21 protein-coding genes are annotated in these 24,518 nt (G+C 38.6%); 12 read left to right on the forward strand and 9 right to left on the reverse strand.

Going from position 1 to position 24,518, the window contains the following annotated elements; translation table 11 throughout:
- Positions 1 to 28: 28 nt before the first annotated feature.
- The 8 genes from AC0INN_RS02795 to AC0INN_RS02830 form a co-directional block, all read right to left on the reverse strand.
- The gene (locus AC0INN_RS02795; protein ID WP_306611576.1) at positions 29 to 1,927 is read right to left on the reverse strand and encodes an AMP-binding protein; all 1,899 of its coding nucleotides are present in this window, start codon (positions 1,925 to 1,927) and stop codon (positions 29 to 31) included.
- 80 nt (positions 1,928 to 2,007) lie between these two features.
- The gene (locus AC0INN_RS02800) at positions 2,008 to 2,373 is read right to left on the reverse strand and encodes a response regulator transcription factor (protein WP_306611578.1); all 366 of its coding nucleotides are present in this window, start codon (positions 2,371 to 2,373) and stop codon (positions 2,008 to 2,010) included.
- A gap of 9 nt (positions 2,374 to 2,382) precedes the next feature.
- Positions 2,383 to 5,076 carry an ATP-binding protein gene (locus tag AC0INN_RS02805; RefSeq protein ID WP_306612892.1) on the reverse strand — a complete coding sequence of 898 codons (2,694 nt, stop codon included), beginning with the start codon at positions 5,074 to 5,076 and terminating at the stop codon, positions 2,383 to 2,385.
- Complete coding sequence (locus AC0INN_RS02810) at positions 5,069 to 5,263, reverse strand: hypothetical protein (protein WP_306611580.1); 195 nt, start codon at positions 5,261 to 5,263, stop codon at positions 5,069 to 5,071. The genes AC0INN_RS02805 and AC0INN_RS02810 overlap by 8 nt, the downstream gene beginning before the upstream one ends.
- A gap of 79 nt (positions 5,264 to 5,342) precedes the next feature.
- Entirely contained in the window at positions 5,343 to 5,570 is a 228-nt protein-coding gene (locus AC0INN_RS02815; protein WP_172277871.1) for a DUF6814 family protein, read from the reverse strand.
- Between the two features lie 43 nt (positions 5,571 to 5,613).
- Positions 5,614 to 7,194, reverse strand: a complete 1,581-nt coding sequence (locus tag AC0INN_RS02820; RefSeq protein ID WP_306611582.1) for an MFS transporter — start codon at positions 7,192 to 7,194, stop codon at positions 5,614 to 5,616.
- 56 nt (positions 7,195 to 7,250) lie between these two features.
- Positions 7,251 to 8,630, reverse strand: coding sequence for a porin (locus tag AC0INN_RS02825; protein ID WP_306611584.1), 1,380 nt, complete (start codon positions 8,628 to 8,630; stop codon positions 7,251 to 7,253).
- Between the two features lie 203 nt (positions 8,631 to 8,833).
- On the reverse strand, positions 8,834 to 9,250 hold the full coding sequence (locus AC0INN_RS02830) for an IS1/IS1595 family N-terminal zinc-binding domain-containing protein (RefSeq protein ID WP_306611586.1): 417 nt from the start codon (positions 9,248 to 9,250) through the stop codon (positions 8,834 to 8,836).
- Positions 9,251 to 9,408: 158 nt separating this feature from the next.
- On the opposite strand from AC0INN_RS02830, the gene AC0INN_RS02835 reads away from it, so the two are divergent.
- The 8 genes from AC0INN_RS02835 (at position 9,409) to argH (ending at position 17,981) form a co-directional block, all read left to right on the forward strand.
- On the forward strand, positions 9,409 to 10,098 hold the full coding sequence (locus AC0INN_RS02835) for a GNAT family N-acetyltransferase (protein WP_172277878.1): 690 nt from the start codon (positions 9,409 to 9,411) through the stop codon (positions 10,096 to 10,098).
- Complete coding sequence (gene argG / locus AC0INN_RS02840; RefSeq protein ID WP_306611588.1) at positions 10,070 to 11,266, forward strand: argininosuccinate synthase; 1,197 nt, start codon at positions 10,070 to 10,072, stop codon at positions 11,264 to 11,266. The genes AC0INN_RS02835 and argG overlap by 29 nt, the downstream gene beginning before the upstream one ends.
- Positions 11,263 to 12,225: an N-acetyl-gamma-glutamyl-phosphate reductase gene (gene argC, locus AC0INN_RS02845; RefSeq protein ID WP_306611589.1), complete on the forward strand. Its 963-nt coding sequence runs from the start codon at positions 11,263 to 11,265 to the stop codon at positions 12,223 to 12,225. The genes argG and argC overlap by 4 nt, the downstream gene beginning before the upstream one ends.
- Before the next feature lie 94 nt (positions 12,226 to 12,319).
- Positions 12,320 to 13,459, forward strand: coding sequence for an aspartate aminotransferase family protein (locus tag AC0INN_RS02850; protein WP_273647560.1), 1,140 nt, complete (start codon positions 12,320 to 12,322; stop codon positions 13,457 to 13,459).
- A gap of 150 nt (positions 13,460 to 13,609) precedes the next feature.
- Positions 13,610 to 14,572 (forward strand): N-acetylornithine carbamoyltransferase, encoded by a 963-nt coding sequence (locus AC0INN_RS02855; RefSeq protein ID WP_306611591.1) that lies wholly within the window; start codon positions 13,610 to 13,612, stop codon positions 14,570 to 14,572.
- Between the two features lie 9 nt (positions 14,573 to 14,581).
- A complete protein-coding gene (argB, locus tag AC0INN_RS02860; RefSeq protein WP_306611593.1) occupies positions 14,582 to 15,373 on the forward strand; it encodes an acetylglutamate kinase in 792 nt (263 codons plus the stop codon).
- On the forward strand, positions 15,348 to 16,430 hold the full coding sequence (locus AC0INN_RS02865; protein ID WP_306611595.1) for a M20 family metallo-hydrolase: 1,083 nt from the start codon (positions 15,348 to 15,350) through the stop codon (positions 16,428 to 16,430). Before argB ends, AC0INN_RS02865 begins: the two co-directional genes overlap by 26 nt.
- A 246-nt stretch (positions 16,431 to 16,676) precedes the next feature.
- Positions 16,677 to 17,981: an argininosuccinate lyase gene (argH, locus tag AC0INN_RS02870; protein ID WP_172277888.1), complete on the forward strand. Its 1,305-nt coding sequence runs from the start codon at positions 16,677 to 16,679 to the stop codon at positions 17,979 to 17,981.
- Between the two features lie 92 nt (positions 17,982 to 18,073).
- Here argH and AC0INN_RS02875 read toward each other — a convergent pair whose 3' ends face one another.
- Complete coding sequence (locus tag AC0INN_RS02875) at positions 18,074 to 18,535, reverse strand: Lrp/AsnC family transcriptional regulator (RefSeq protein WP_172277890.1); 462 nt, start codon at positions 18,533 to 18,535, stop codon at positions 18,074 to 18,076.
- A gap of 243 nt (positions 18,536 to 18,778) precedes the next feature.
- Here AC0INN_RS02875 and AC0INN_RS02880 point away from each other — a divergent pair, with 243 nt between their 5' ends.
- The 4 genes from AC0INN_RS02880 (at position 18,779) to carB (ending at position 24,477) form a co-directional block, all read left to right on the forward strand.
- A complete protein-coding gene (locus AC0INN_RS02880) occupies positions 18,779 to 19,669 on the forward strand; it encodes an aspartate carbamoyltransferase catalytic subunit (RefSeq protein WP_172277892.1) in 891 nt (296 codons plus the stop codon).
- An 86-nt stretch (positions 19,670 to 19,755) separates the two neighbouring features.
- Positions 19,756 to 20,829, forward strand: a complete 1,074-nt coding sequence (locus AC0INN_RS02885) for a carbamoyl phosphate synthase small subunit (RefSeq protein ID WP_273647563.1) — start codon at positions 19,756 to 19,758, stop codon at positions 20,827 to 20,829.
- 53 nt (positions 20,830 to 20,882) lie between these two features.
- Entirely contained in the window at positions 20,883 to 21,236 is a 354-nt protein-coding gene (locus AC0INN_RS02890) for a four helix bundle protein (RefSeq protein WP_273647564.1), read from the forward strand.
- A gap of 58 nt (positions 21,237 to 21,294) precedes the next feature.
- Entirely contained in the window at positions 21,295 to 24,477 is a 3,183-nt protein-coding gene (gene carB, locus AC0INN_RS02895; RefSeq protein WP_273647565.1) for a carbamoyl-phosphate synthase large subunit, read from the forward strand.
- The last annotated feature ends 41 nt before the right edge of the window (positions 24,478 to 24,518 follow it).

The raw sequence follows: 24,518 nt of genomic DNA on the forward strand, positions 1-24,518 counted from the left end.
TTGAATTTTATTGATATTAAATGTATGTCTAATTTGTGAATTTTGCCCTGTAATTAACGATTTTTTCTTGTATTTCCTCAATGATCTGATCGTCGTCTATCGTTGAGGGAACCTGAAATTCTTTTCCATCCAGAAGCGTCCGGATAAGTTTTCGCAGGATTTTTCCTGAGCGTGTTTTGGGTAATCGTTTTACAACCATGGCATTCTTTAAAAATGCGACTGCTCCTATTTTCTCCCGTACCATTCGTACAGTGTCTTTTTCAAGATCTTCCTCTGAAATCGTGGAACCGTTTTTTAATACTACAGTGGCAAAAGGAACTTGTCCTTTCAGCTCATTATCGATTCCTACTACGGCACATTCCGCCACTTCCGGATGGGAAGCGACAATTTCCTCCATTTCCGAAGTGGAGAGCCTGTGTCCTGCAACGTTGATAACGTCATCCACTCTTCCGGTGATGAAAAAATATCCGTCCTCATCCTGTATGGCTCCGTCTCCGGAGAAGTAATATCCTTTATATTGTGATAAGTAGCTGTTCTGAAAACGTTCTTCATCTTTCCATATTCCGGAAAGTGCACCTGGAGGCAGGGGGAGTTTGATCACCAGATAGCCTTCCTGATGAGGATCGAGTTCAAAACCATTTTCATCGAATATTTTAATGTCGTACCCCGGAATAGGCTTTCCTGCTGCGGCTCTTTTAATGGTATAATGATGATCAAAAGTCATCAGTCCCAGCATTGGCCACCCCGATTCCGTCTGCCACCAGTGATCAATGGCGGGTACTCCAATGTGTTTACTGAACCAATCCAGGGTAGCCACGTCACACCGTTCGCCTGCCAAAAATTGCTTTTTAAAATGCGATAGATCGTATTTTTTGACGAGCTCCCCGTCCGGATCTTCTTTTTTTATAGCTCTGATGGCTGTAGGAGCGGTAAACATGGCGGAAACCTTATATTCTGAAATGATGCGCCAGAAAGTTCCGGCATCCGGAGTCATGATCGGTTTGCCTTCAAAAATAATGGTCGTGTTTCTGTTTATTAAAGGTCCATAAACGGAAAAACTATGTCCCACCGCCCATCCGAAATCGGAAGCAGCCCAATACGTTTCTCCAGGCTCAATGCCATAAATATATTTCATTGAGAACTTCAGGGCTGTTGCGTAGCCTCCCGTATCTCTTGTTATTCCTTTGGGTTTTCCTGTTGTTCCTGAAGTATAAAGAAGATAGAGTGGGTGGGTAGATTCCACTGCAACAGGAGAAACCGGGGAAGACTTCTGGGTGAGTTCTTCATAATCGATCAGGCCGTCAAACATTTCATCTTTATTATCAACCAGTTTTCGGTTGTAAACAATGATGTGATCCACTTTGTCCTGAGCAAACTCAATTGCTTTTTCTATCAATGGCAGATAAGGAATTCTTTTGGCGATTTCTATTCCTGCAGTAGCGGTTATCAAAGCTTTAGGCTTGCAATCATCAATTCTTACCACAAGTTCATGCGGGGCAAATCCTCCGAAAACAACATTGTGAATTACTCCAATCCGGGCACAGGCCAGCATTGCAAAAAGGGTTTGTGGGATCATCGGCATATAAATTACAGCGGTATCTCCTTTTTTTAATCCTAAAGAAGCAAGTCCGCCGGCAAATTTTGAAACCTCTTCCTGCAGTTGCCTGAATGTGTATGTTTTTTTCTGGTCTGTAACAGGAGAGTCATAAATGATAGCGATCTGATCTCCAAAACCATCTTCAATATGTTGATCTATACACAGATAAGACATGTTAAGCTGCCCATCCGGATACCATTCCGGATAGCGGTCTGTATCTCGCGAAAGAATTTGTTGAGGAAATGTATACCAGCTTATTTCCCGGGCTTGTTCCTTCCAGAAATTTTCTTTGTCTTCGATACTTCTTTTAAATAAATCTTCTGCATTCATATTAATAATAGTATTTCGTGTTTTTTTTGTTTTTTTTGATAGTCGGAAGTCTTGTATCTGGCCTCTCCAAGCTTTTATTCTCAGTTATCAAATAATTCCTCAATCTGCTGTATCAGCTTCTTGATAGAGTAGGGTTTCGTAACATAGGCATCAGCTCCCATTTCGAGGCCTTTTTCAATGTCTTTTGGGTTGTTTTTGGCACTCAGGAAAATAACTTTTGTATGTTTCAGCTGTTCCTGTTCTTTAATGGCTTCCAGGGTGCTGTATCCGTCAAGATTTGGCATCATAATATCCAGAAGGATAACATCGGGAACCATGGTTTTAAGAAAATCCAATACTTCAGTACCGTCTCTGGCGATGAATACGTCATAGCCGTTTTTTTTGAAACTATATTCCAGGGACATCAGTATTTTATGTTCATCATCTGCAATGATTATTTTTTTCATAATGTGTTTTTAGTACTGTTCGACTTCATCTTTATATATATTTTCCGGAAGGCTTATGGTAAATATTACTCCTGAGCTTTTGTTTTCAGCGTAGATTAGACCTCCGTGGGCCTCAATAATCTGCTTTGAGATGGCAAGCCCAAGCCCGCTTCCTGTTGGTTTTAAAATATTCTGATTTTTGGACTGATAAAATTTATTAAAAATCATCTCCAGATCTTCTTCAGGAATAGGTTTACCCGTATTGAAGATAGTGATATTTAAGGCATTTTCATTTTTTAAGAAACGGGTTTGTATCTCTCCCTGCTGATCTGCAAATTTCAAAGCATTTCCAAGGATATTCTGAAACAATTGGATCATTCTTGCTTCATCGTATTCAAATACACTTTCTGTGAGAAGATTGGTTTCACTAACCTGGATATCTTTCTGCTGGATCAGGTGAAGGATAGGATTTAATGCCTTCCTGTAGGTTTCTGTGATGTCGTTTTTCTTTATTGTAAGGGCAATTTCTCCATGTTCAAGCTTATCAAGATAAAGAATGTCATTGATGATCTCACTTAAACGATCGGATTCCGTAATAATATTGTTTAAAAATTCTCTTTTGATGTCCGAAGGGATATCATCGTCATCGGCTAGAATCTCTCCCGCAGAACGGATGGCCGTTATAGGAGTTCTCAGTTCATGTGCGACGGAATCCAGGAAATCGTCCTTTTGACGGTCTTTAATTATTAAACTTTCATTAGCTACGGTAAGTTCTTCAGAAAGTTGTTTAAGTTCTTTGGATTTTTCAGTCAGTTTTTTGTTGAGTGTAATATTCTCTTTTGATTCTTCGAGGATGTTCAGAACTTCCTTTAAAGAAATTTTATCTTCTTTAGTTACGCCTTCGATGAGAATCTTGGCAGAAGCGGTTCCTATTCTTCCTGCCAGAAGGTTTTCAGAGAATTTTATAAACCTCGAATCTGCTGTTTCGGTTTGAGAATCGATGTTGTATTTTAAATTAAATATCCTTAGTGCCTGTTCTGTTTTCTTTTTTCCTAAAAATCGTTCCAGGATGTTTTTTATATCCGAAACATAAGCCGTACCCCGCCAGATAAAGGCGTTTTCATGGTTTTGAATATATTTATCAACATCCACATACAGCTCGGCAAAGTTTCGTTCCCTGTAATTTCCTTTTACGCTGACTGAAATTGTAGTAAATAGCCCGGTGTTTACTAAGATTGACCAAAAGAAAATTTCCGGGATCTTACTTAAGTAAGGAATCCTGAAAAAATCAAAAACAGTATACATATCTCTCAATACTCCTTTGAATTCCTGATTGTAAGAAAAATAATACTGTGGGATAATCAATCCGAAATAACAAATGGCCAGCCCGGCAAGAAGCCCTATTACTGCACCTTTATAGGTTCCTCTTCTCCAGAATAAAGCTCCGAAAAACGCAGGTGCGAGTTGGGCAATAACAACAAAAGAGATCAGGCCCACTGAATCCAGGGATGTTTTAAGGATAAAATACTTGTAAAAGGCAAAAGCCATTATGATGAGGGCAAAAATACTTATCTTCCTGATATTCGTTATGCTTCTTGTGTTTTGAATTTCATTTTCAGATTTAAATTTTCCCAGTAAACCGTAAGGAATGATGAGGTTATTGGAAAGCATGATGGATAATGTGATCGCGGATATAATGATCATTGAAATACAAGAACTCAGTCCTCCAAGGAAAACAAATACTGTGATTAAAGTGTTGTCAAAATATTGAGGGATCAGGATCGAATAGAATTCAGGATTTACATTCTGTCCGTTAAATAAAAGCCTGCCTCCCCAAGCAATTGGAAAAATGAAAATGGTAAAAATTAAAAGATAGAGAGGGAAAAACCAAATGGCGGTTTTGATGTGTTTTTCCTGCCTGTTTTCTACGATGGCTGTATGAAACTGTCTTGGAAGGATACAAATAGCTGTTGCAGAGATCATACATAAGATCATCCAGTTCAAAGCACCTTCAATACCATTGAATGTATTCTTTTGTTTGAAATCTTCGAATTTGCTTGCCTTTTCATAAATGTCTGAAAATCCGTCAAAGGCAAAATAAATCACAAATAATCCAAGGATGATAATGAAAAACAGCTTTAGAAAACTTTCCAGGGCAATAGCGGATATGATTCCAAGGCGCTTTTCTGAAGCATCCACATATCTTGTTCCGTAGTAGGAGGAAAATAAAGCAATCAAAACCACTACGAAGGTTGCATTATCGGTTAAAATATTTTGAGATACCGGAGTTTTCGTAACCAAATGGAAGGTTTCTGATATGGCTTTAATCTGTAAACCTATATATGGGACGATTGCTAAAAGGCAAACGATGGTAATAACGGCACTAAAGCTTCTGCTGTTTCCGTAGCGAAGCGAAATAAAATCGGCGAGACTGCTTATTTTATTGATTCGTGAAATTCTTACGATTCGTGTGTTGATAAATATCCATGCAGGAATAATGACAATAGGTCCTACGTAGATGGGAAGATAGCTGAGTCCGGTAGTGGCAGCAACGCCAATACTCCCGTAATATGTCCAGGCTGTACAGTATACTGCTAAGGATAATGCATAGATGTAAGGATTGTTGATCCATAACTTGCTTTTTTTCTTTTCTGCCAGGTGGGCGACCACAAATAGAAGGGCCAGGTAAAGCAGGACAACAACAAATAAAGCAAAACTACTCATCATATTTTTTCACGATTATAAACGATATGATGATCGAAATCATCCAGACGGCGAAGATGTAGATCAAAATCACGGGATAGCCAAAAGTATCTTTTTCACTGTTGAATAACAATGAAATAGGAATGCTGAAGAGAATGACTAATCCAATGCTTAGTATGATCAGTTTTTGTTCGTGTCTTTTTTTCATACATGATGATGGATAAAAGACAATTGATGAACAGATCCTTTGTACAGATTGTTCACCAATTATCATTCATCATTAATAATTATATTTTGTCGTCAGAATATTCTCCGGTTAAGGCGTAATATCCAAAGACTGCCAGTCCTCCGGAAATAATTGGCATCAAAACAAAAAGGATGATGATGCCAAAAACAAGGTCTTCCTGCTTTCCTGAAGTGATTTTTGGAATACCCAAAACGGTGATCCCGAAATATCCTACAACCAAAGCAATTAAAATCCAGAGGATACCTAATATTTTTTTTAGTCCGTTCATTTTAGTAGTTTTAAAATTAATAAAAATTTGACTGATTCAGTGGTTAATCGTGGATATTATTGTTCTTGCTCTTAAGATAAAATAATCCAATGAGTAAACACACGGCTGCAACACCGATAGGATACCACAGTCCCTGAAGATACCATGAAGGGTGTCCTGCCTCTTTTCCTGTGGTTACAAGGTAAGTGGCTACTGCAGGTAATAGTCCTCCAAATACACCATTACCAATGTGGTAAGGCAATGACATGGAAGTATATCGTATTCTTACCGGGAACATTTCTACCAGGAATGCTGCGATAGGACCATACACCATCGTTACAAAGATCACCTGAATGAACACCAGGAATATCAGGTACCATTTGGTATCATCACTGAGCTTTAAGGACTGTGACACCTTAGGTTCCTCGATCTTTCCGTCTTTTATAACGGGGCCGTTTGCCGACCAGTGTACAATGCTGTCTTTTTTTATTAAAGTTCCATCCGTAAAGAGGGTTTCCTTATGGAAAGTGATCAGGCTGTCGCTGGCAATATCTTTATGGATTTTTGCTGTTCTCTTTTCACTGATGCCGTTGGAAGCTATGGTTTTGCTTTCGAGATTAACACTCTTGTACATGCTGTTGTAAATCGGGCGGTAAGCTAAAATGGCAACCAGCATCCCGGTCATCATAACGGCTTTTCTGCCCAGTTTATCCGAAAGCCATCCGAAAAATACGAAGAATGGTGTGCCTAAAAATAAAGCGGTGGCCATTAATGAATCAACCTGAGCAGATTCTACATTCATTACTTTTTGCAAAAAGCTCATGGCATAAAACTGTCCTGTATACCAGATGACACCTTGTCCCATTGCGGCTCCGAACAATGCCAGCAGGACGAATTTGAAGTTGTATTTATTTCCGAAACTTTCTTTTAATGGATTTTTTGATGTTTTACCTTCACTTTTGGCTTTAGCAAAAAGCGGTGATTCCTTCATGTTTTTTCTGATGATGTAAGAGACGCCCACCATTAAAATAGAAATCCAGAAAGGAACTCTCCATCCCCAGCCGTCGAATTCCTCTGCAGAAAGGGTGTTTTTTGTTATTAAAATAACAATCAATGAGATAAAAAGTCCGGCGGTAGCGGTGGTCTGGATCCATGAAGTCCAATAGCCTCTTCTGTGGGGTTGTGCGTATTCTGCAACGTAAGTTGCTGCACCTCCATATTCTCCTCCCAGGGCCAGTCCTTGTAATAATCTCAGGATCAGAACCAGAACCGGAGCCATAAATCCAATGGTTTCATAACTAGGAATACATCCGATAAGGAAAGTGGAAAATCCCATGATCAGCAGGGTGACCAGGAAAGTGTATTTTCGTCCGATAATATCTCCTAATCTTCCGAAGAACAGGGCTCCGAAAGGTCGCACAACAAATCCTGCGGCAAAAGTAGCCAGGGTGGATAAAAAGGCTGCGGTAGGGTTGTCTGCCGGAAAGAATTTTGTTGCCAGCACAACAGCTAAACTTCCGAAAATATAGAAATCGTACCATTCTATCAGTGTACCGAGTGAAGATGCAGTAATAACACTCCATATGGTTCTGTTCTTCTGCTTATCGGTCATATTTTCATAGCTTTCATGATGGTTTTCGCTCATATCACTTGATTTTGATGTTAGTTAATTTTTTTATGTGGGTTTAAACGAGTCTGTCATTATAAATAAATCTGAAACTGAACAATGAACTCGCCTTTGGATTTTGGACGCTCGGTAGGGTTGGTATAAACAGGTCTGGTGGAGTACTGGGTTGTTATTTTAGCGTGATGTCCGTCTATAAACCAGTTGGCTCCAACGTCAAACTGTGAAGACGACTTGTCGAAGGCTTCAAAGTTTTTATGGGTATATGCTGCAAACGGTTGAATTCTGATTTTAGGCTTTTCTGCTTCGTTAGGAAGTAATAATCCGGCTTGTGCATAGATAATATTACCTGTTCCGATCGTTGGCTGTAAGTTTCCAGGTCCGGCAATTGCCTTTTGTCCTGTAAAGTTAGGATCAGCTGCTGCGATATTCATAGTCCCCAGATTTCGGATATAATTGGGGCCGAACTGATAATTATAATATCCTGCGTAGGCAGAAACTGCCATTTTATGTTTGGCATTTCCCAAAGGGATATCTGCAAAAGCATCAACAGCTAGAAGAGTGATGTCGTGCTTTTCGATATTTGAGTTTACGGAAGTTCTGGTTCCGTCCGCCTGATGATAAAAGCCGGCTCCTACATTAAACACTTTCTTTGTTCCCAGATATGATCCAACTTTGAAAGGAAGGGTATTGGATTCTTCGTCCAGAAACTGATATTCTACGTATCCGGCTTTGGAAAAGCTGGGATTTCCGTTATTATCCACAGCAACAGCTTTTGAGGGATCGGTTACATTTACAGGAACCAGATCTGTAGCGAAGGGTTTGTTTAAGCTAAGGCGGTATTCAAGTTTTCCATACTTTCCTTTGGCAAACATACCCAGTTGTCTTGCGAACTGATCAGAGCTATCGATTAATGGCCACGAAAATATGGGAGAATCGAGGGTTAAAAAATTGAGGGTGGAGGCCATAGTCATTCTGGAGAGTCCCATATAATAATGCAGTCCAGCTCCTAATGTTAAAGTGAATTTTCCTGCTTCTCCCGGCATCAGTACTGCATATTCATTCCATGCATCATGGAAAAAAAGCTGTGTTTTTTTGCCATTTCCGTTTCCTCCTGTTCCTGTTGTACCCGGCGCTCCTCCATTGATGAAGGTTTGGTTATTGATGCCGAAGTGAAGGAGGATCATATATCGCTTGGTAACCTGGGCGTACGTTAAGGCACGGAGTCTGCGGTTCCCTACATTCCAGGTATTGTCTGTGGGTTCTCCTCCGACCATACTTCCCGGGTTCATTTGTGAGTTCCTTAACCAGAACTGATCCCATAAAATAAATCTGACAAATTTATCTCCTTCAGGATTAAGGTTTATTTTTAATCCGTTTCCGTAGTCGGGAGATCCCTGGGAGTATAATGTATTGCTGATTAAAGCTAATCCAATAAAAGTGAGTATTTTCTTCATAAATTATCAATTTTTTGGCGTTAATTTTGTGAAAGCCAAATTGGAATTAATAATTTATTTAGAGAAATTTAATATATATTAATGGTAAGTATATAGTTTTTTTATAAGTACCTGTTTGTTAGTTGAAGCTGAAGCTCGGAATAGAGAGTTTCATTTCCTGATTTTGCAAATAGGTGATTTTATGATTCCTTCTTTTTGTTTGTTTACTTTTTAAAACGTTCCCACTTGATCAACATGTATTTATCTGCGAACTGTGTGATGATCAATCCTGAGTTTTTAATATTGTCTTCATTGGACATGTATTCGATCAATTCGTTTTGCTTCAGGATTTTATATACGGGATGGAATTCTGAATGCGGCGGCCGGGTGATATTGTATTTCTTGATCCATGAGCTTATGGTTACATGTGAGACCCCGATAATCCTTTCTATTTCGCGGAAGCTTAATCCTTCGAGGTAAAGCTGAAGGGCTTTGGTAACGTAGTAGTCATCGATCTGCTTGCCTATTTTTTTTACGGTGAAATAATAATTGCAGGATTTGCAATGAAATCTTTGTTTCTGGTTGATCACCCCACTTTTTACAAGATGGGAGCTATTGCATTTAGGGCATTTGTTTTCCATATATAATATTTTAGCAAATATATAATAATTTAGCAAAATTATATATTTCAAATAAGATATATTATCTTGTAATAATCATTTAAACAAAAAAAATATCTTTTTAATTTGGTTATTAAAGTTATTATGCTTTAAATTTGCCGAAAAATTCAGATAAATAAATGGAAATAGAAATTTCCTCATGCGAACATTTAATGTATGTGAGTGAAATACAGCAGGAAATGTATGATTCTGCACAACGGAGAGGAACGGGGATCGCAAAACGTTCCATAGAATATTTAAGTAAGAAGATTTCAGAAGGCAATGCCGTTGTTGCTACTGAAAACGGGGAATGGGTAGGTTTCTGCTATATAGAGACCTGGTCCCACGGTCAGTTTGTGGCCAATTCGGGGCTGATCGTTTCGCCAAAATACAGGAACAGGGGTGTTGCGACCCTGATTAAAAATAAAGTTTTCCAGTTATCAAGGGATAAATTTCCTGCGGCTAAGGTTTTTGGATTAACAACCGGGTTGGCTGTCATGAAAATCAACAGCGATTTAGGTTATAAGCCCGTTATTTATTCTGAGCTTACTCAGGATGAGGAATTTTGGAATGGTTGTAAAAACTGTGTGAATTACGAAATTTTAATGAAAAAGGAAAGGAAGAACTGCTTATGTACAGCAATGCTTTTTATTCCTTCCAACAATGATATAAAGGAGGTGAAAAATAATGAACCTCAAAATAAGGATAATGATGAAGTAAATCAGGATGGGCTTTTGTCTTCGGGGCAGATTACATCCGGTGGATTACATTATACGAACAATAATACGAAAAAGAAGATCGATGAAAAAGAAAGTAATCTTAGCGTTTAGTGGTGGTTTGGATACCTCTTACTGTGCCAAATATCTTAGTGAAAGTCTGGGATATGAGGTGTATGCAGTAACTGTGAATACAGGAGGTTTTTCAAAAGAAGAAGAAAAAGAACTTGAAAACAGAGCCCTGAAATTAGGGGTAAAGGAATACAGGTGTATTGACGCTCAGGAAGATTACTATAATTCATGTGTGAAGTATCTGATCTTCGGAAATGTATTGAAAAATAATACTTATCCGCTTTCCGTAAGCGCTGAGCGTACCATTCAGGCTCAGGAAATTGCAAAATATGCACTGGAAAAAGGGGCGGATGCTATTGCTCATGGAAGCACAGGAGCGGGAAATGACCAGGTTCGTTTTGATCTGATTTTCCAGGTAATGGCTCCGCATGTTGAGATTATCACGCCGATCCGTGATATGGCACTTTCGAGAGAAGAGGAGATTGAATTCCTGAAAAGCCACGGATATGATATGGAGTTTCAAAAGGCTCAATATTCTGTTAATAAGGGGTTGTGGGGGACTTCTGTGGGTGGAAAGGAGACGCTGACTTCCAGAAATAACCTTCCGGAAGAGGCCTTTCCGTCGCAGATCAAAGAAACCCAGTCATCTGAACTGGAAATCGAATTTAAAAACGGTGAAATTACAGCAGTAAATGGTGAGGACTTCAGCCATCCTGTGTATGCTATCCAGAAAATAGAACAATTGGCTTCTGCTTACGGTATCGGAAGGGATATTCACGTAGGAGATACTATTGTCGGAATTAAAGGAAGAGTAGGATTCGAGGCGGCGGCTGCATCTGTGATCATCAAGTCCCATCATTTATTGGAAAAACATACTTTATCGAAATACCAGCAAATGATGAAGTCGCAATTGTCCGACTGGTATGGGAACTGGCTGCATGAGGCATTGTTTTTAGATCCTGTGATGAGAAATATAGAATCTTTCCTTACTGACTCTCAGAAAATGGTAACAGGAAAAGTTTTCATCACTCTTTATCCTTACAGATTTGTTTTGAACGGCATTGAATCTGAACATGATCTGATGTCTGATCAATTTGGAAGTTACGGAGAGGCAAACAGAGCATGGAGCGGAGAAGATGTAAAAGGGTACACAAAAATTGTAAGCAATTCCCTGAATATTTACCACCAGATTAACGGCGTGAAAATATGAAAACGGTAGGAATTGTAGGAGCTAACGGATATACCGGTAGTGAATTGGTGCGCCTGTTGGCTTTTCATCCCAATATTGAATTGAGTTTTTTATATAGTCGTTCTAATTCGGGTACAAAGATTTCTGATCTGTACCCGGATTTAGCGACGGTTTGTGAAATGGATTTAACGGACAATCCTTCGGCTGTAGATATTCTTTTTTTGTGTCTTCCTCATAAGGAAAGTCAGAATTGGCTGAATCAGAATGCTCTTACAGATGAGACGTTGGTGATTGACCTGGGAAATGATTTTCGTTTGGATGGTGCTTTCGGAAATAGAAATTTTATCTACGGGCTTCCGGAAATCAATAAAAAAAATCTTTTGGGGGTAAAAAGTATTGCCAACCCGGGATGTTTTGCAACTGCTATCCAGCTGGCTCTATTGCCATTGGCTGAAAAAGGACTTTTGAATGATGTGTATACAACAGGAATTACCGGATCGACAGGGGCCGGACAGTCTTTACAGGTGACCACTCATTTTACCTGGAGAAATGATAATATTTCTGCATATAAAACACTTAGCCATCAGCATGTAGACGAGATTTTGCAGCAAGTGAATTCTTTTAACAATAAAGACGTAAGCCTGAATTTTGTTCCCTGGAGGGGAGATTTTACAAGAGGGATTTTTACCAGCTCAACGGTTAAATCAGACCTGGAGCTTTCAGATATTGAGACATTGTACAGGAAGTTTTATGAAGATGCACCTTTTGTAAAGGTGAGTGAGAAAGCAATTGATCTCAAACAGGTTATCAATACCAATCGCTGTGTGATTCATATTGAAAAGAATAATAATGTTGTTGTTATTCACTCAGCGATTGATAATTTGTTAAAAGGAGCTTCCGGACAGGCTGTTCAGAATATGAATATTGCCATGGGATGGGAAGAAAACCTGGGACTGGATTTGAAACCAATAGGTTTTTAAATACATTCTTATAAAAGTAAAATGGGGAAGGGTGGAATTGTAAAACAATAACCCGAAACCGGTAACTAAAAATTTTCAACTTCAATTAAAAAAAATGAACTTATTTAACGTATATCCATTATTCAATATAAATCCTGTAAAAGCAAAGGGATCATTTCTTTGGGATGATAAGGGAGAAAAGTACCTTGATTTTTATGGAGGCCATGCAGTGATCTCTATAGGTCATAATCATCCTTATTATCAGGAGAAATTAAGGGATCAGTTAGAAAAAATTTCTTTTTACTCAAATTCAGTACAAAACGAATTGCAAACTGAACTGGCATCGAAACTTGGAGAGATATCAGGATACGAAGACCATGATCTTTTCCTGTGTAATTCCGGAGCTGAAGCCAATGAAAATGCGTTAAAACTTGCTTCTTTTCATAATGGAAAAAGTAAAGTGCTTTATTTTTCCGGTTCTTTTCATGGAAGAACCTCTGCGGCAGTTTCCGTAACGGATAATCCGAAAATTGTAGCACCTGTCAATTATTCCGAACGTTTCATAAAGTCGGAGTGGAATAATGTAGAGCAATTAGAGGAAGTTTTCAGGACTCAGGGAGATTCAATTTCTTCGGTGATTATTGAAGGGATTCAGGGAGTGGGTGGAATTATGATTCCAACGCCTGAGTTTTTATCTAAAATTAAAGAGCTATGCGATCAATATAATGCTGTTTTGATCTTAGATGAGGTTCAGTCAGGATATGGTAGAACGGGTTATTTCTTTGCTCACCAGGAGTTCGGTATCCAGCCTGATATAATTACAACCGCAAAAGGAATGGGAAATGGCTTTCCGATTGGTGGAGTCCTGATCCATCCTAAATTTGAAGCAAGCCATGGTTTGCTGGGAACTACTTTTGGAGGTAATCACCTGGCATGTGCTGCAGCGATTGCTGTGTTAGATGTTATCAGGGATGAAAGCCTTATTGATAATGCTGAGCATATGGGAAGCTATATCGAAAAAGAAATTGAAGATTTACCACATATCATCTCTATACGAAGGAAAGGCCTGATGATCGGGATAGAGCTGGACAGGGATTGTGCAGAGGTAAGGAAAAGCCTGCTTTACGATCATCATATTTTTACCGGAAATTCTAATGATAAAACGGTGCTGAGGATCCTTCCTGCACTCAATATCAGGAAAGAGGAAACAGATCTTTTCATTGGTGCATTGAGGGAAGTACTGACGAAATTGTAAGAGTGAAAATTGCAGAATTGCAAAAACGAAAATGATAGATTGTTAAACGTAAAATTGCAGAATCGTAAAAGGGTAAACTATAGAGATGTCTCTAATGGTTTTAAAAATATAGAAATAAGAGTCTGTTGACCATTAAATAAAATTTATACAATGAAAAACTTTACTGCTGTAAGCGATATTGAAAACTTACAGGAAATTATAAAAAAAGCCTTATATATAAAAGAAAATCCCCATTCTGAAACCGAAAAAGGAAAGGGAAAAACCATTGGATTGGTATTTCTGAACTCAAGTCTGAGAACCCGTTTAAGCAGCCAGATCGCTGCACAGAACCTGGGACTTAATATCTTGACATTAAATGCTGCACAAGAAGCCTGGAATCTTGAATTTGCCGACGGAGCTGTAATGAACGGAGATACTGTAGAACATATTAAAGATGCGATAGAAGTATTGAATCAATACTGCGATATCATTGCGGTTCGTTGCTTTGCGGGAATGAAAAGTAAAGAAGATGATGTGAATGAAAGTATTCTAAGACAGTTTCAGCAACACGCGAAGGTTCCTGTAATTTCTTTGGAGTCGGCAACACGTCATCCTCTGCAGAGTTTAGCGGATTGTATAACCATTAGCGAAAACTGGAAAGAAGAACGTAAGCCTAAAGTAATCCTTACTTGGGCTCCTCATATCAAGCCGATCGCTCAGGCAGTTGCGAATTCCTTTACGGAATGGATGCAGGAAATGGATGTGGATTTCGTTATCACCAATCCCGAAGGGTATGATTTGGATCCAAACTTCACAAAACATACGAAAATCATTCATAACCAGGATGAAGCTTTAAAAGATGCGGATTTTATCTATGTTAAAAACTGGTCATCTTTTGATGAATATGCTGCGATGCCTGAAGTGAAGGAAAACTGGATGTTGACGGCTGAGAAGTTAGCGCAAACCAATAACGGAAAAGTAATGCATTGTCTTCCGGTTCGCCGGAATGTAGAATTGAGTGACGAAGTGATGGATGGTGAAAATTCTATTATTTACCAACAGGCTAAAAACCGGATTTTTTCTGCTCAGGCAGTGTTCAGTGAAATCCTGGATGAAATTAACCAAAGTAAATAACAGGAGATTATGGACAAGCTTTTTGTTGTAAAAATAGGAGGTGCCTTAATTGATGACGAAGAGTTATTGGATCAGTTTTTAGATCAGTTTTCTCAAATCAAAGAAAAGAAGATTCTTGTTCATGGTGGCGGAAAGCTTGCTACTGACCTGGCTGATAAATTGGGAGTTGAGCAGAAGCTCGTCAACGGGCGCAGAATTACTGATAAGGAGACTCTGGATATTGTGGCAATGGTGTATGCAGGTGGAATTAATAAAAATATTGTCGCAAAACTTCAGCAGAAAAAATGTAAGGCAATAGGGTTTTCAGGAGCTGATGCCAATTTGATTAAAGCCAAAAAAAGAGAACATGCAGAAATTGATTTTGGATTTGTAGGAGACATTGAGAAGAAAAGTGTCAATAATAAATTGATATCCAAATTAATTAAGCTTGAGCTTGTTCCTGTATTTTCGGCTATTACGCATGATAAAAAAGGAAATCTTTTCAATACCAATGCAGATACAATAGCTTCGGTGATTGCACAGGCCTTATCGAAGAAATACGATGTGGAATTGCTCTATTGTTTTGATAAAGAAGGAGTATTGGAAAATGTGGATGATCCTGATTCTGTAATTAAAAGCGTATCGTCCGAAGATTTTTCAACGCTGAAAGAAGAAGGAAAACTGCATAAAGGCATATTGCCAAAACTTGAAAACGCACTGGGTGCGATTAAAAACAATGTAAATAAGGTATTCTTAATAAAAGAAACTCAATTAAAAAACCATATAGAAAACCATCATGGAGGCACTGAAATCTGTTTATAGTCAAGAAGAACTGTTCGATAATGCGATTGAACTGCTGAAAAAACTGATTGAAATTCCTTCATTCAGCAAGGATGAGTACAATACATCTGTAGCTATTGAAAACTTTTTTCAGAAGCATCTGATCCCGGTAAAACGTTTTAAAAATAACATCTGGGCTGTCAATAAATATTTTGACGCATCCAAACCTTCTGTGTTATTGAACACCCATCATGATACGGTGAAACCTAATAAAGCGTATACACTGGATCCATTTACGGCGATTGAAAAAGATGGAAAACTGTATGGTTTGGGAAGCAATGACGCAGGAGCATCCTTGGTTTCTTTAGCACAAACCTTTTTACATTTTTATAATAGAGACGATTTAAAATATAATTTAATTATTGCCCTGACGGCAGAGGAGGAAATTTCAGGATTTGATGGAATTGAAGCTCTTTTTCCACAATTACCTAAGGTGGAGCTGGCTATTGTGGGAGAACCTACACAGATGAATCTGGCGATAGCAGAAAAAGGACTTCTGGTCATTGACGGTGAAATGAAAGGAACTGCTTCCCATGCTGCCCATCCCAATGATGATAATGCCATTGTAAAATGTATGGAGGATCTGCAGCATATTACTCAATTTAAATTCCCAAAGGTATCTGATTATCTCGGAGAGGTTAAAATTACCCTATCCGGTATCCATGCAGGAGTTCAGCACAATGTAGTTCCCGAATCCTGCCAGTTTACATTGGATGTGAGGGTGACGGATGAGTATACGAATGAAGAGGCTTTTGATATCATTCAGTCCCAAATTAAATCCAACCTTACGGCAAGGTCTTTCAGGCTGAATTCTTCAAAAATAGAACCTGACCATCCTTTTGTACAGGCAGGACTGGCTATTGGAAGGTCGACTTACGGTTCCCCGACATCCTCGGATCAGGCAATTATCCCATGTACTTCTGTTAAGATCGGTCCCGGAGACAGTAGGCGCTCTCATACGGCTGATGAATTTATAGAACTCCATGAGATAAAAGAAGGGATTGATATTTATATCCGGATTTTAGAAAGGGTTTTGTAAAAGACAGCAGGTATCAGAATTATTTGAAAGCATTAAATATCTGACATCTGAAATCTAAAGAAAATGTTTTGACACCCAGCATGATCATAATGAAGAGTATCGTTTTTAATAAGATTTATGCAAAATGACAATTAAAAATAAAAGACTTTGTTGAATGTGGAAGATGTTCAGTTCAGGAAGACGGAAAGAGCATGCTGGGTAAAAAAACAACCTAAAATCAATTAATAATATTTTAAACAAACAATTATGAAAAAGATATGGCAGAAAGATGATCTTGCCACCAATATATTAGTCAATAAGTTTACTGTCGGTAAAGACCTTGATTTTGATGAACGTCTGGCGAAATATGATGTTAAAGGTTCTTTGGCGCATTGTAAGATGCTTGCAGAGGTTGGAATTATTTCCCATGAAGAAGCTGAACAGATGACCTCTGTTCTGTCGATGATATTAAAAGATATAGAAAACGGAGATTTCGAAATCGATACCCAGGCAGAAGATATCCACTCACAGGTTGAAGCCATCCTGATTGAAAAATTAGGAGATACCGGTAAAAAAATTCATACGGCAAGATCCCGTAATGATCAGGTTTTACTGGATATAAAACTATACCTTTTGGATGAGATCCGTGAAATAGCAGGTCTTACGGATGGGTTTTTCCAACTGCTTATCCAGCTGGCAGACCAGCATAAAAATGTATTGCTTCCCGGGTATACCCATTTACAGATTGCAATGCCATCTTCCTTCGGACTATGGTTCGGAGCCTATGCAGAAGCTTTGTTGGACGACCTTGAAATGTTATTTTCGGTAAAAAACATCATTAATAAAAATCCGTTAGGGTCTGCTGCGGGTTATGGTTCCTCTTTTCCTATAGATCGTGAAAGTACCACCTATAATCTGGGTTTCCAGACAATGAATTACAATGCAGTATATGCACAGATGACCCGTGGTAAATCTGAAAAAATGCTTGCAATGGCAATGGCAACAATGGCTGGGACCCTTGGGAAATTTGCGTATGATGTATGTTTGTATTTAAGTCAGAATTTTGATTTCATAAGCTTTCCTAAAGAATTTACTACCGGAAGCAGTATTATGCCTCATAAAAAGAATCCTGATATTTTCGAACTGGTACGGGCACGATGCAACAGAATTCAATCGCTGCCCAATGAGCTTATCTTATTAACGAATAATCTTCCGTCGGGATATCACAGAGATGTGCAGCTCACAAAAGAAATCTTATTTCCTGCGATTGACTCTTTAAAGGAATGTCTTGAAATCCTGAACTACACTTTACCACATATTAAGGTAAAGGATGGTATTCTTGAAGACGAGAAATATAAATATCTGTTCAGTGTAGAGAAGATCAATGAAGAGGTTAAAAAAGGAAGTTCTTTCCGTGATGCATATATAAAGGTAGGACAGGAAATTGAGAATAATGAGTTTGATTATGAAATTACAGACCTCCATCATTCTCACCAGGGAAGTATCGGAAACCTTTGTCTGGATAAAGTAAGCTACCAGTTCAATAAATTAAAAAATAAGATAGTAGGGTAAATCAGTACATTGGATTTCCAATCCGGCAAAAAGGTAGAATAGCTGAATTGCCCAATCGTATAATGGCCATTATGCCTTTCTGCTAAAAGAAATTAGTCCAGGTCAATTTTAAATTTGGTGGATTTTTTAACCTCATGCAGAACGATGGAGCTGTGGTACTGACCAATATTAGGAATGTTTGAAATCACGCTTACGGCAAAATCATTATAAGAGTTGATATCTTTAGCGATGATCTTTAACATATAATCATATTCTCCGGAGAGACTTATGATTTCCTGAACCTCGTCATATTTGCTGATGTTTTTCTCAAAAGTCTCCAATACTTTCTTGGATTGCTCTTTGAGCCGGACATTACAATACACCACAATATTAAGGCCTAGTTTTTCACGATTCAGAAGGCCGACGTATTTTTCAATGACACCCTGTTTCTCCAGCTGCTTGATACGCTCATAAGTAGGAGTAAAAGTAAGACCTATCTTCTCGGAGATTTCTTTTACAGATAAGGTAGAGTCTTCCTGGATAATACTGAGAATCATTTTGTCTTTGGCGTCCATATGAGCAATTTGAATTTTAACAAAAATATTAAGAAAAAATGAGAATAAGGTGTGATTAAAGTTTTTTAATTTTTTTAGAACTTTAGTTTTGTCAATTCGGTTAATTGTTATATCTTTGCACCTAATGAATAAAAGAGTATTTATATCATTAGATTTACCGGGCGAAAGCGCCCTTTACGATATTTATTGTTATTAAGCGAAGATTTTGTCTTCGCTTTTTTTATGTAAAAAAATTAAGATATTATGTTTACGATTGCAGAACTAAGTACAGAGAAAATCAACAGTATACTAACAGAAGCGCTGGCTTTTGCTGAAGGAAAAACAGCTAAAATTGACGGTGAGGTTTTTTGCTCAAATCTGTTTTTTGAAGACAGCACCAGAACAAAGACAAGCTTCGATGTGGCTGAAAGAAAACTGGGATTGCAGGTGGTTCCTTTTGATGCTTCTCACAGTTCAGTAAATAAAGGCGAAAGTTTATATGACACTGTGAAGACGATCGAAAGTATAGGAGTAAACTTAGTCGTAATAAGAGACAAAAAAGACGGGTTCTTCGAAGAATTGAAAAATATCAACATCCCTGTGATCAACGGAGGAGACGGAACCGGAAACCATCCGTCACAATGTATGCTGGATCTCATGACCATCTACCAGGAGTTTGGGAAATTCGAAGGACTGAAAATAGGAATCGTAGGAGATGTGAAACACAGCAGGGTAGCCAACTCGAATGCTGAGGCATTAAGAAGGTTAGGTGCCAAAGTATATTTTTCTGGGCCTGAGCAATGGTTTGATGAGGGAGCCTTAATCAACGGAACATACCAATCGGTAGACGAGCTGATCCATGAAGTGGATGTCCTGATGCTGTTGAGAATTCAGCACGAAAGACACGATGCTAAAATGAGCTTTTCAGCATCCGAGTACCATAGAAAATACGGATTAACAAAAGAAAGGGAGCAGGCAATGAAGAAAGGAGCTATTATTATGCATCCGGCACCGATCAACAGAGGAGTGGAGATTGACACAGATCTTGTGGAATGTGAACGTTCAAGGATCTTCAAACAAATGCAGAACGGGGTTTTTGCAAGGATGGCCATACTGAAAAATGCATTGGAAGAAAAAGGATTTAAATTTAAATAATTATTGTAAAAAGTATTAATGTAAAAGGTATTCATGAAAATCGTTAATACGTTAATACATGAATACATTATACAACAAAAATAAAAATGAAAAAGAAATTAATATTAGAATCCGGAGAGGTTTTTTACGGAGAAGGTTTCGGAGCAGAATTGGAAACTGCAGGAGAAGTGGTTTTCAATACCGGAATGACGGGATATCAAGAATTGATTTCCGACCCATCTTATTGTGGTCAGATTGTATGTATGACGTATCCGCTAATCGGAAATTACGGGATCAACCGTGATGATTATGAAAGTATTGAGCCGGCTATTAAAGGTCTTATTGTAAAAGAAATTTGCGATTTGCCATCAAATTTCCGTACGCAGATTACTTTAGATGAATTATTCAAAAAGAAAAACCTTTCAGGAATTTCAGGAATTGACACAAGAAAACTGACAAGGATTCTTCGTAATTCGGGAGTTGTAAAAGGGAAAATCGTGAACGCCGATGCAGATGAAAACACAATCGTACAGGAATTAAAATCAACAACTTTCCCTACCAACCAGGTAGAAACGGTTTCTACAAAAACACCATATGCTAATCCGGGAAGAGGGTTTAAAGTGGTGCTGGTAGATTTCGGCTCCAAACTGGGAATCATCAGAGAACTTTCCCAAAGAAACTGTGATATTATTGTAGTATCACACGATACTGCAGCCGAAGAAATTTTATTAATGAATCCGGATGGAATTATGCTTTCAAACGGTCCTGGTGACCCTGAAGATAATCCTAAAGCTTTGGAAATGATCCGTGGTCTTTTAGGAAAAGTTCCCATCTTTGGAATCTGTCTCGGACACCAATTGATAGGATTAGCCTGCGGAGCTAAAACATTCAAATTGAAGTTCGGACACAGAGGAGGTAACCACCCGGTGTTAGATTTAGAGAAAAACAAAGTTTCAATCACTTCTCAGAACCACGGTTATGCAGTGGATCAGGAAAGCCTTAAAGGAACTGATCTTATCGAAACGCACATCGCCCTGAACGATAGAACAAATGAAGGATTAAAACACAAAATCCACCCTTGTTTCTCTGTTCAGTATCACCCGGAAGCAAGCCCAGGCCCTGAAGATGCGAACTACTTGTTTGATGAGTTTATTGATTTAATGGAGAAATTTAAGAAGTAATAATATAGACATCAGATATCAGACACTAGACTTCAGACTTTAATAAAGTAAATATGCACAACTTTGAGAAATTACTTTTCTGGCAGAAATCAATTCAACTTGCAAAAGAAGTTTACCTTGTTTGTGTTGATTTACCGAAGGATGAGAAATTTGGCTTGATTTCTCAAATTAAAAGATCCGTAGTCTCAATTCCATCTAATATTGCGGAGGGAGCAGGAAGAAATAATGATAGAGAATTTTATCATTTTCTGGGTATTGCAAATGCCTCTTCTTTTGAGCTACAGACACAGCTAATATTAACAAGAGAACTGGAATTGCTAAGTGTGGAAAAAGTCGACAGTCTAATATCACAACTGAATGAAATTCAAAGAATGATTTATACATTCAAATCTAATTTAAAAAAGTAAAACACAATGTTGGAAGTCTGAAATCTGACATCTAACATCTTGTATCTAAAAAAAGAAAATGGCAAAACGTACAGATATAAAAACAATTTTAGTAATTGGTTCCGGGCCTATCATCATTGGACAGGCTGCCGAATTCGATTACGCAGGAACGCAGGCTTGTTTGTCTTTGAGAGAAGAAGGCTACAGGGTAATTTTGATCAACTCAAATCCTGCAACGATTATGACGGATGTGGAGATCGCTGATAAAGTATATATCGAGCCGATATCCCTTCAGTTTGTAAGTCATATCATCAGAAAAGAGCGTCCGGATGCGTTGCTTCCTACTTTGGGAGGACAAACCGGATTGAATATGGCGGTAGAATTAGAGAAATCAGGGATTCTTGAAGAATGTAAAGTTGAGGTACTTGGAACTAAACTTTCAGCGATCAACAGAGCGGAGGACAGAGATCTGTTCCGTGAGTTGATGAGAGAACTGAACGAGCCGGTTCCGGAATCTGATATTGTAAATACAGTGGAAGGAGCCCTTAATTTTGCAGAAGAAATCGGATATCCTGTAATTGTTCGTCCTGCCTTTACGATGGGAGGAACAGGAGGTGGAATCGCTTCCAATGAGGCTGAATTGAAGGAGATTGCTGAATTAGGATTGAAATACAGCCCGGTTACCCAGTGTCTTATCGAAAAATCAATTGCCGGTTTCAAGGAGATTGAATATGAGGTAATGCGTGATGCGAACGACAATGCCATTGTGGTTTGTAACATGGAGAATATCGATCCGGTAGGAGTTCACACGGGGGACTCAATTGTTGTGGCGCCTTCACAGACACTTTCGGATAGAGAGTATCAACTATTGAGAAATGCATCACTTAAAATCATCAGAGCATTAGGAATTGAGGGAGGATGTAATGTGCAGCTGGCCCTGGATCCTCACTCATTCAATTATTATATCATCGAGGTAAACCCTAGGGTTTCCAGATCATCAGCTTTAGCAAGTAAGGCAACAGGATATCCGATCGCTAAGATTGCGGCTAAAATTGCAGTAGGACTTACGTTGGATGAAATTATGAATCCGGTTACAGGAAAAACATATGCATGTTTTGAGCCTGCACTGGATTATGTGGTAACCAAATTCCCGAGATTCCCGTTCGATAAATTTGAAACTGCTGACAGAAGACTTTCTACTCAGATGAAAGCTACCGGAGAGGTTATGGCCATCGGAAGAAATTTTGAAGAGTCTTTACAAAAAGCGATCCGTTCTTTAGAAACAGGAATCAGACATCTCGGATTAAAGAAAAAACAGGCAGAAGCGCTTACAGCAGAAGAAATCGAAAGAAGAATCAGAGTTTGTGATGATGAGAGATTATTTATCATCGGGGATGCGTTGAGAAGAGGATATGACTGGGAACAGATCGTAGAATGGAGTAAAATTGACAAATTCTTTATCTGGAAGATCAAAAAGCTTATTGATTTCGAAAAAGTTATTGCAGACAATAAATTCAATAAAGAGACTTTAATTGAAGCTAAAAAATTAGGTTTCGCAGACCTTAATATCGCCCACCTTTGGGAGACGACACAGCGTGAAGTTTTCAACTTCAGAAAAGAAAACGGGGTGATGCCGGTTTATAAAATGGTGGATACCTGCGCAGCTGAATTTGAAAGTGAAACCCCATATTTCTACGGAACCTATGAGGAGGAAAATGAAAGTGTGGTTTCAGATAAGAAAAAGGTTATTGTTTTAGGTTCGGGACCTATCAGAATCGGACAAGGGGTAGAATTTGATTATGCAACGGTACATTCAGTATGGGCGATCAAAGAAATGGGATATGAAGCAATCATCATCAATAACAACCCTGAGACTGTTTCTACAGATTTCTCAATCTCAGATAAACTGTATTTTGAACCTCTGACGGAAGAAGATGTAATGAACATCATCGAACTGGAAAAGCCAACAGGAGTAGTCGTACAGTTCGGAGGACAAACAGCGATTAACCTTGCAGATAAATTGGCCAGCCATGGAGTAAAGATCCTGGGAACTTCATTAGAAGATCTTGACAGAGCTGAAAACAGAGATAAATTCGAGAAAGCGCTTCAGGAACTTGGAATTCCTCAACCACTGGGAAAAACTTCAACTTCGAAAGAAGAGGCAATAAAGATTGCCAATGAAATCGGATATCCCGTGTTGGTAAGACCAAGTTATGTGTTGGGAGGAAGAGCCATGGAGATTGTATATACAGAAGCGGAACTGGCACATTATATGGAATTTGCGGTAGATGCAAGCCCGGAACATCCAGTACTGGTAGACCGCTACATCACCGGAAAAGAAGTGGAAGTGGATGCCATCTGTGACGGGGAAACTGTAATTATCCCTGGAATTATGGAGCACATTGAAAGAGCAGGGGTTCACTCCGGAGACTCTATCGCAGTGTATCCACCGCAGAATGTTTCTCAAAAAGAAATTGATACATTGGTGGATTACACACAAAGGCTGGCAAAAGGCCTTAATGTGATCGGATTAATGAATATCCAATATGTTCTTTTTGAAGGGAATGTATATGTGATCGAGGTAAATCCACGTTCATCAAGAACGGTTCCTTTCCTTTCAAAAATTACGGATGTGCCGATGGCTAATCTGGCAACAAAAGCAATATTAGGTCAGAAACTAAAAGACCTTGGATATGAAAACGGACTGGTACCTAATAAAGAAGGGGTGTTTGTAAAAGTTCCTGTGTTCTCTTTCTCCAAATTAACAAAAGTTGATATCTCCCTGGGACCTGAAATGAAATCTACAGGAGAAGTAATGGGAAAAGATACAACTCTGGAAAAAGCACTTTACAAAGGTTTGATCGCTGCAGGAAGAAAAGTTCCGATGCATGGCTCTATTCTCTTCACTGTGGCTGATAAGCATAAAGAAGAGGCTGCTGATCTTGCTGCAAGATTCCATGAAGTAGGATTCAGAATCTGGGCAACCGAGGGAACGGCTAAATTCTTTGAAGAGAAAGGAATTCCTTGTAAAATAGGATACAAGATCGGAGAAGAGGATGTCAACCTTATCGACCTGATCCAGAAAGGTAAAGTACAGTATGTAGTTAATACCATGACAAAAGGGAAACAAGTTGAAAGAGACGGTTTCCAGATCAGAAGAATGAGTGTTGAAAACGGAGTACCATGTTTAACTTCCATGGATACTGTAGAAGCAATTCTAAAAGTAATTGAAAGCATGACTTTCAAAATGGAAGCGATGTAATTCCTAAAAAATAAATGTAAAACGCACCCTAAGTAATTGGG

This window comes from Chryseobacterium subflavum (assembly GCF_055762745.1).

What these genes read in the sequence shown, in the direction of transcription:
- AC0INN_RS02805 (WP_306612892.1), bottom strand. Translation starts at nt 5,076, where the DNA reads ATGAGTAGTTTTGCTTTATTTGTTGTTGTCCTGCTTTACCTGGCCCTT.
- AC0INN_RS02830 (WP_306611586.1), bottom strand. Translation starts at nt 9,250, where the DNA reads ATGGAAAACAAATGCCCTAAATGCAATAGCTCCCATCTTGTAAAAAGT.
- AC0INN_RS02815 (WP_172277871.1), bottom strand. Translation starts at nt 5,570, where the DNA reads ATGAACGGACTAAAAAAAATATTAGGTATCCTCTGGATTTTAATTGCT.
- AC0INN_RS02890 (WP_273647564.1), top strand. Translation starts at nt 20,883, where the DNA reads ATGCACAACTTTGAGAAATTACTTTTCTGGCAGAAATCAATTCAACTT.
- AC0INN_RS02875 (WP_172277890.1), bottom strand. Translation starts at nt 18,535, where the DNA reads ATGGACGCCAAAGACAAAATGATTCTCAGTATTATCCAGGAAGACTCT.
- AC0INN_RS02795 (WP_306611576.1), bottom strand. Translation starts at nt 1,927, where the DNA reads ATGAATGCAGAAGATTTATTTAAAAGAAGTATCGAAGACAAAGAAAAT.
- carB (WP_273647565.1), top strand. Translation starts at nt 21,295, where the DNA reads ATGGCAAAACGTACAGATATAAAAACAATTTTAGTAATTGGTTCCGGG.
- AC0INN_RS02850 (WP_273647560.1), top strand. Translation starts at nt 12,320, where the DNA reads ATGAACTTATTTAACGTATATCCATTATTCAATATAAATCCTGTAAAA.
- argH (WP_172277888.1), top strand. Translation starts at nt 16,677, where the DNA reads ATGAAAAAGATATGGCAGAAAGATGATCTTGCCACCAATATATTAGTC.
- argG (WP_306611588.1), top strand. Translation starts at nt 10,070, where the DNA reads ATGAAAAAGAAAGTAATCTTAGCGTTTAGTGGTGGTTTGGATACCTCT.
- AC0INN_RS02835 (WP_172277878.1), top strand. Translation starts at nt 9,409, where the DNA reads ATGGAAATAGAAATTTCCTCATGCGAACATTTAATGTATGTGAGTGAA.
- AC0INN_RS02810 (WP_306611580.1), bottom strand. Translation starts at nt 5,263, where the DNA reads ATGAAAAAAAGACACGAACAAAAACTGATCATACTAAGCATTGGATTA.
- AC0INN_RS02885 (WP_273647563.1), top strand. Translation starts at nt 19,756, where the DNA reads ATGAAAAAGAAATTAATATTAGAATCCGGAGAGGTTTTTTACGGAGAA.
- AC0INN_RS02825 (WP_306611584.1), bottom strand. Translation starts at nt 8,630, where the DNA reads ATGAAGAAAATACTCACTTTTATTGGATTAGCTTTAATCAGCAATACA.
- AC0INN_RS02855 (WP_306611591.1), top strand. Translation starts at nt 13,610, where the DNA reads ATGAAAAACTTTACTGCTGTAAGCGATATTGAAAACTTACAGGAAATT.
- AC0INN_RS02880 (WP_172277892.1), top strand. Translation starts at nt 18,779, where the DNA reads ATGTTTACGATTGCAGAACTAAGTACAGAGAAAATCAACAGTATACTA.
- AC0INN_RS02800 (WP_306611578.1), bottom strand. Translation starts at nt 2,373, where the DNA reads ATGAAAAAAATAATCATTGCAGATGATGAACATAAAATACTGATGTCC.
- argB (WP_306611593.1), top strand. Translation starts at nt 14,582, where the DNA reads ATGGACAAGCTTTTTGTTGTAAAAATAGGAGGTGCCTTAATTGATGAC.
- AC0INN_RS02865 (WP_306611595.1), top strand. Translation starts at nt 15,348, where the DNA reads ATGGAGGCACTGAAATCTGTTTATAGTCAAGAAGAACTGTTCGATAAT.
- AC0INN_RS02820 (WP_306611582.1), bottom strand. Translation starts at nt 7,194, where the DNA reads ATGAGCGAAAACCATCATGAAAGCTATGAAAATATGACCGATAAGCAG.
- argC (WP_306611589.1), top strand. Translation starts at nt 11,263, where the DNA reads ATGAAAACGGTAGGAATTGTAGGAGCTAACGGATATACCGGTAGTGAA.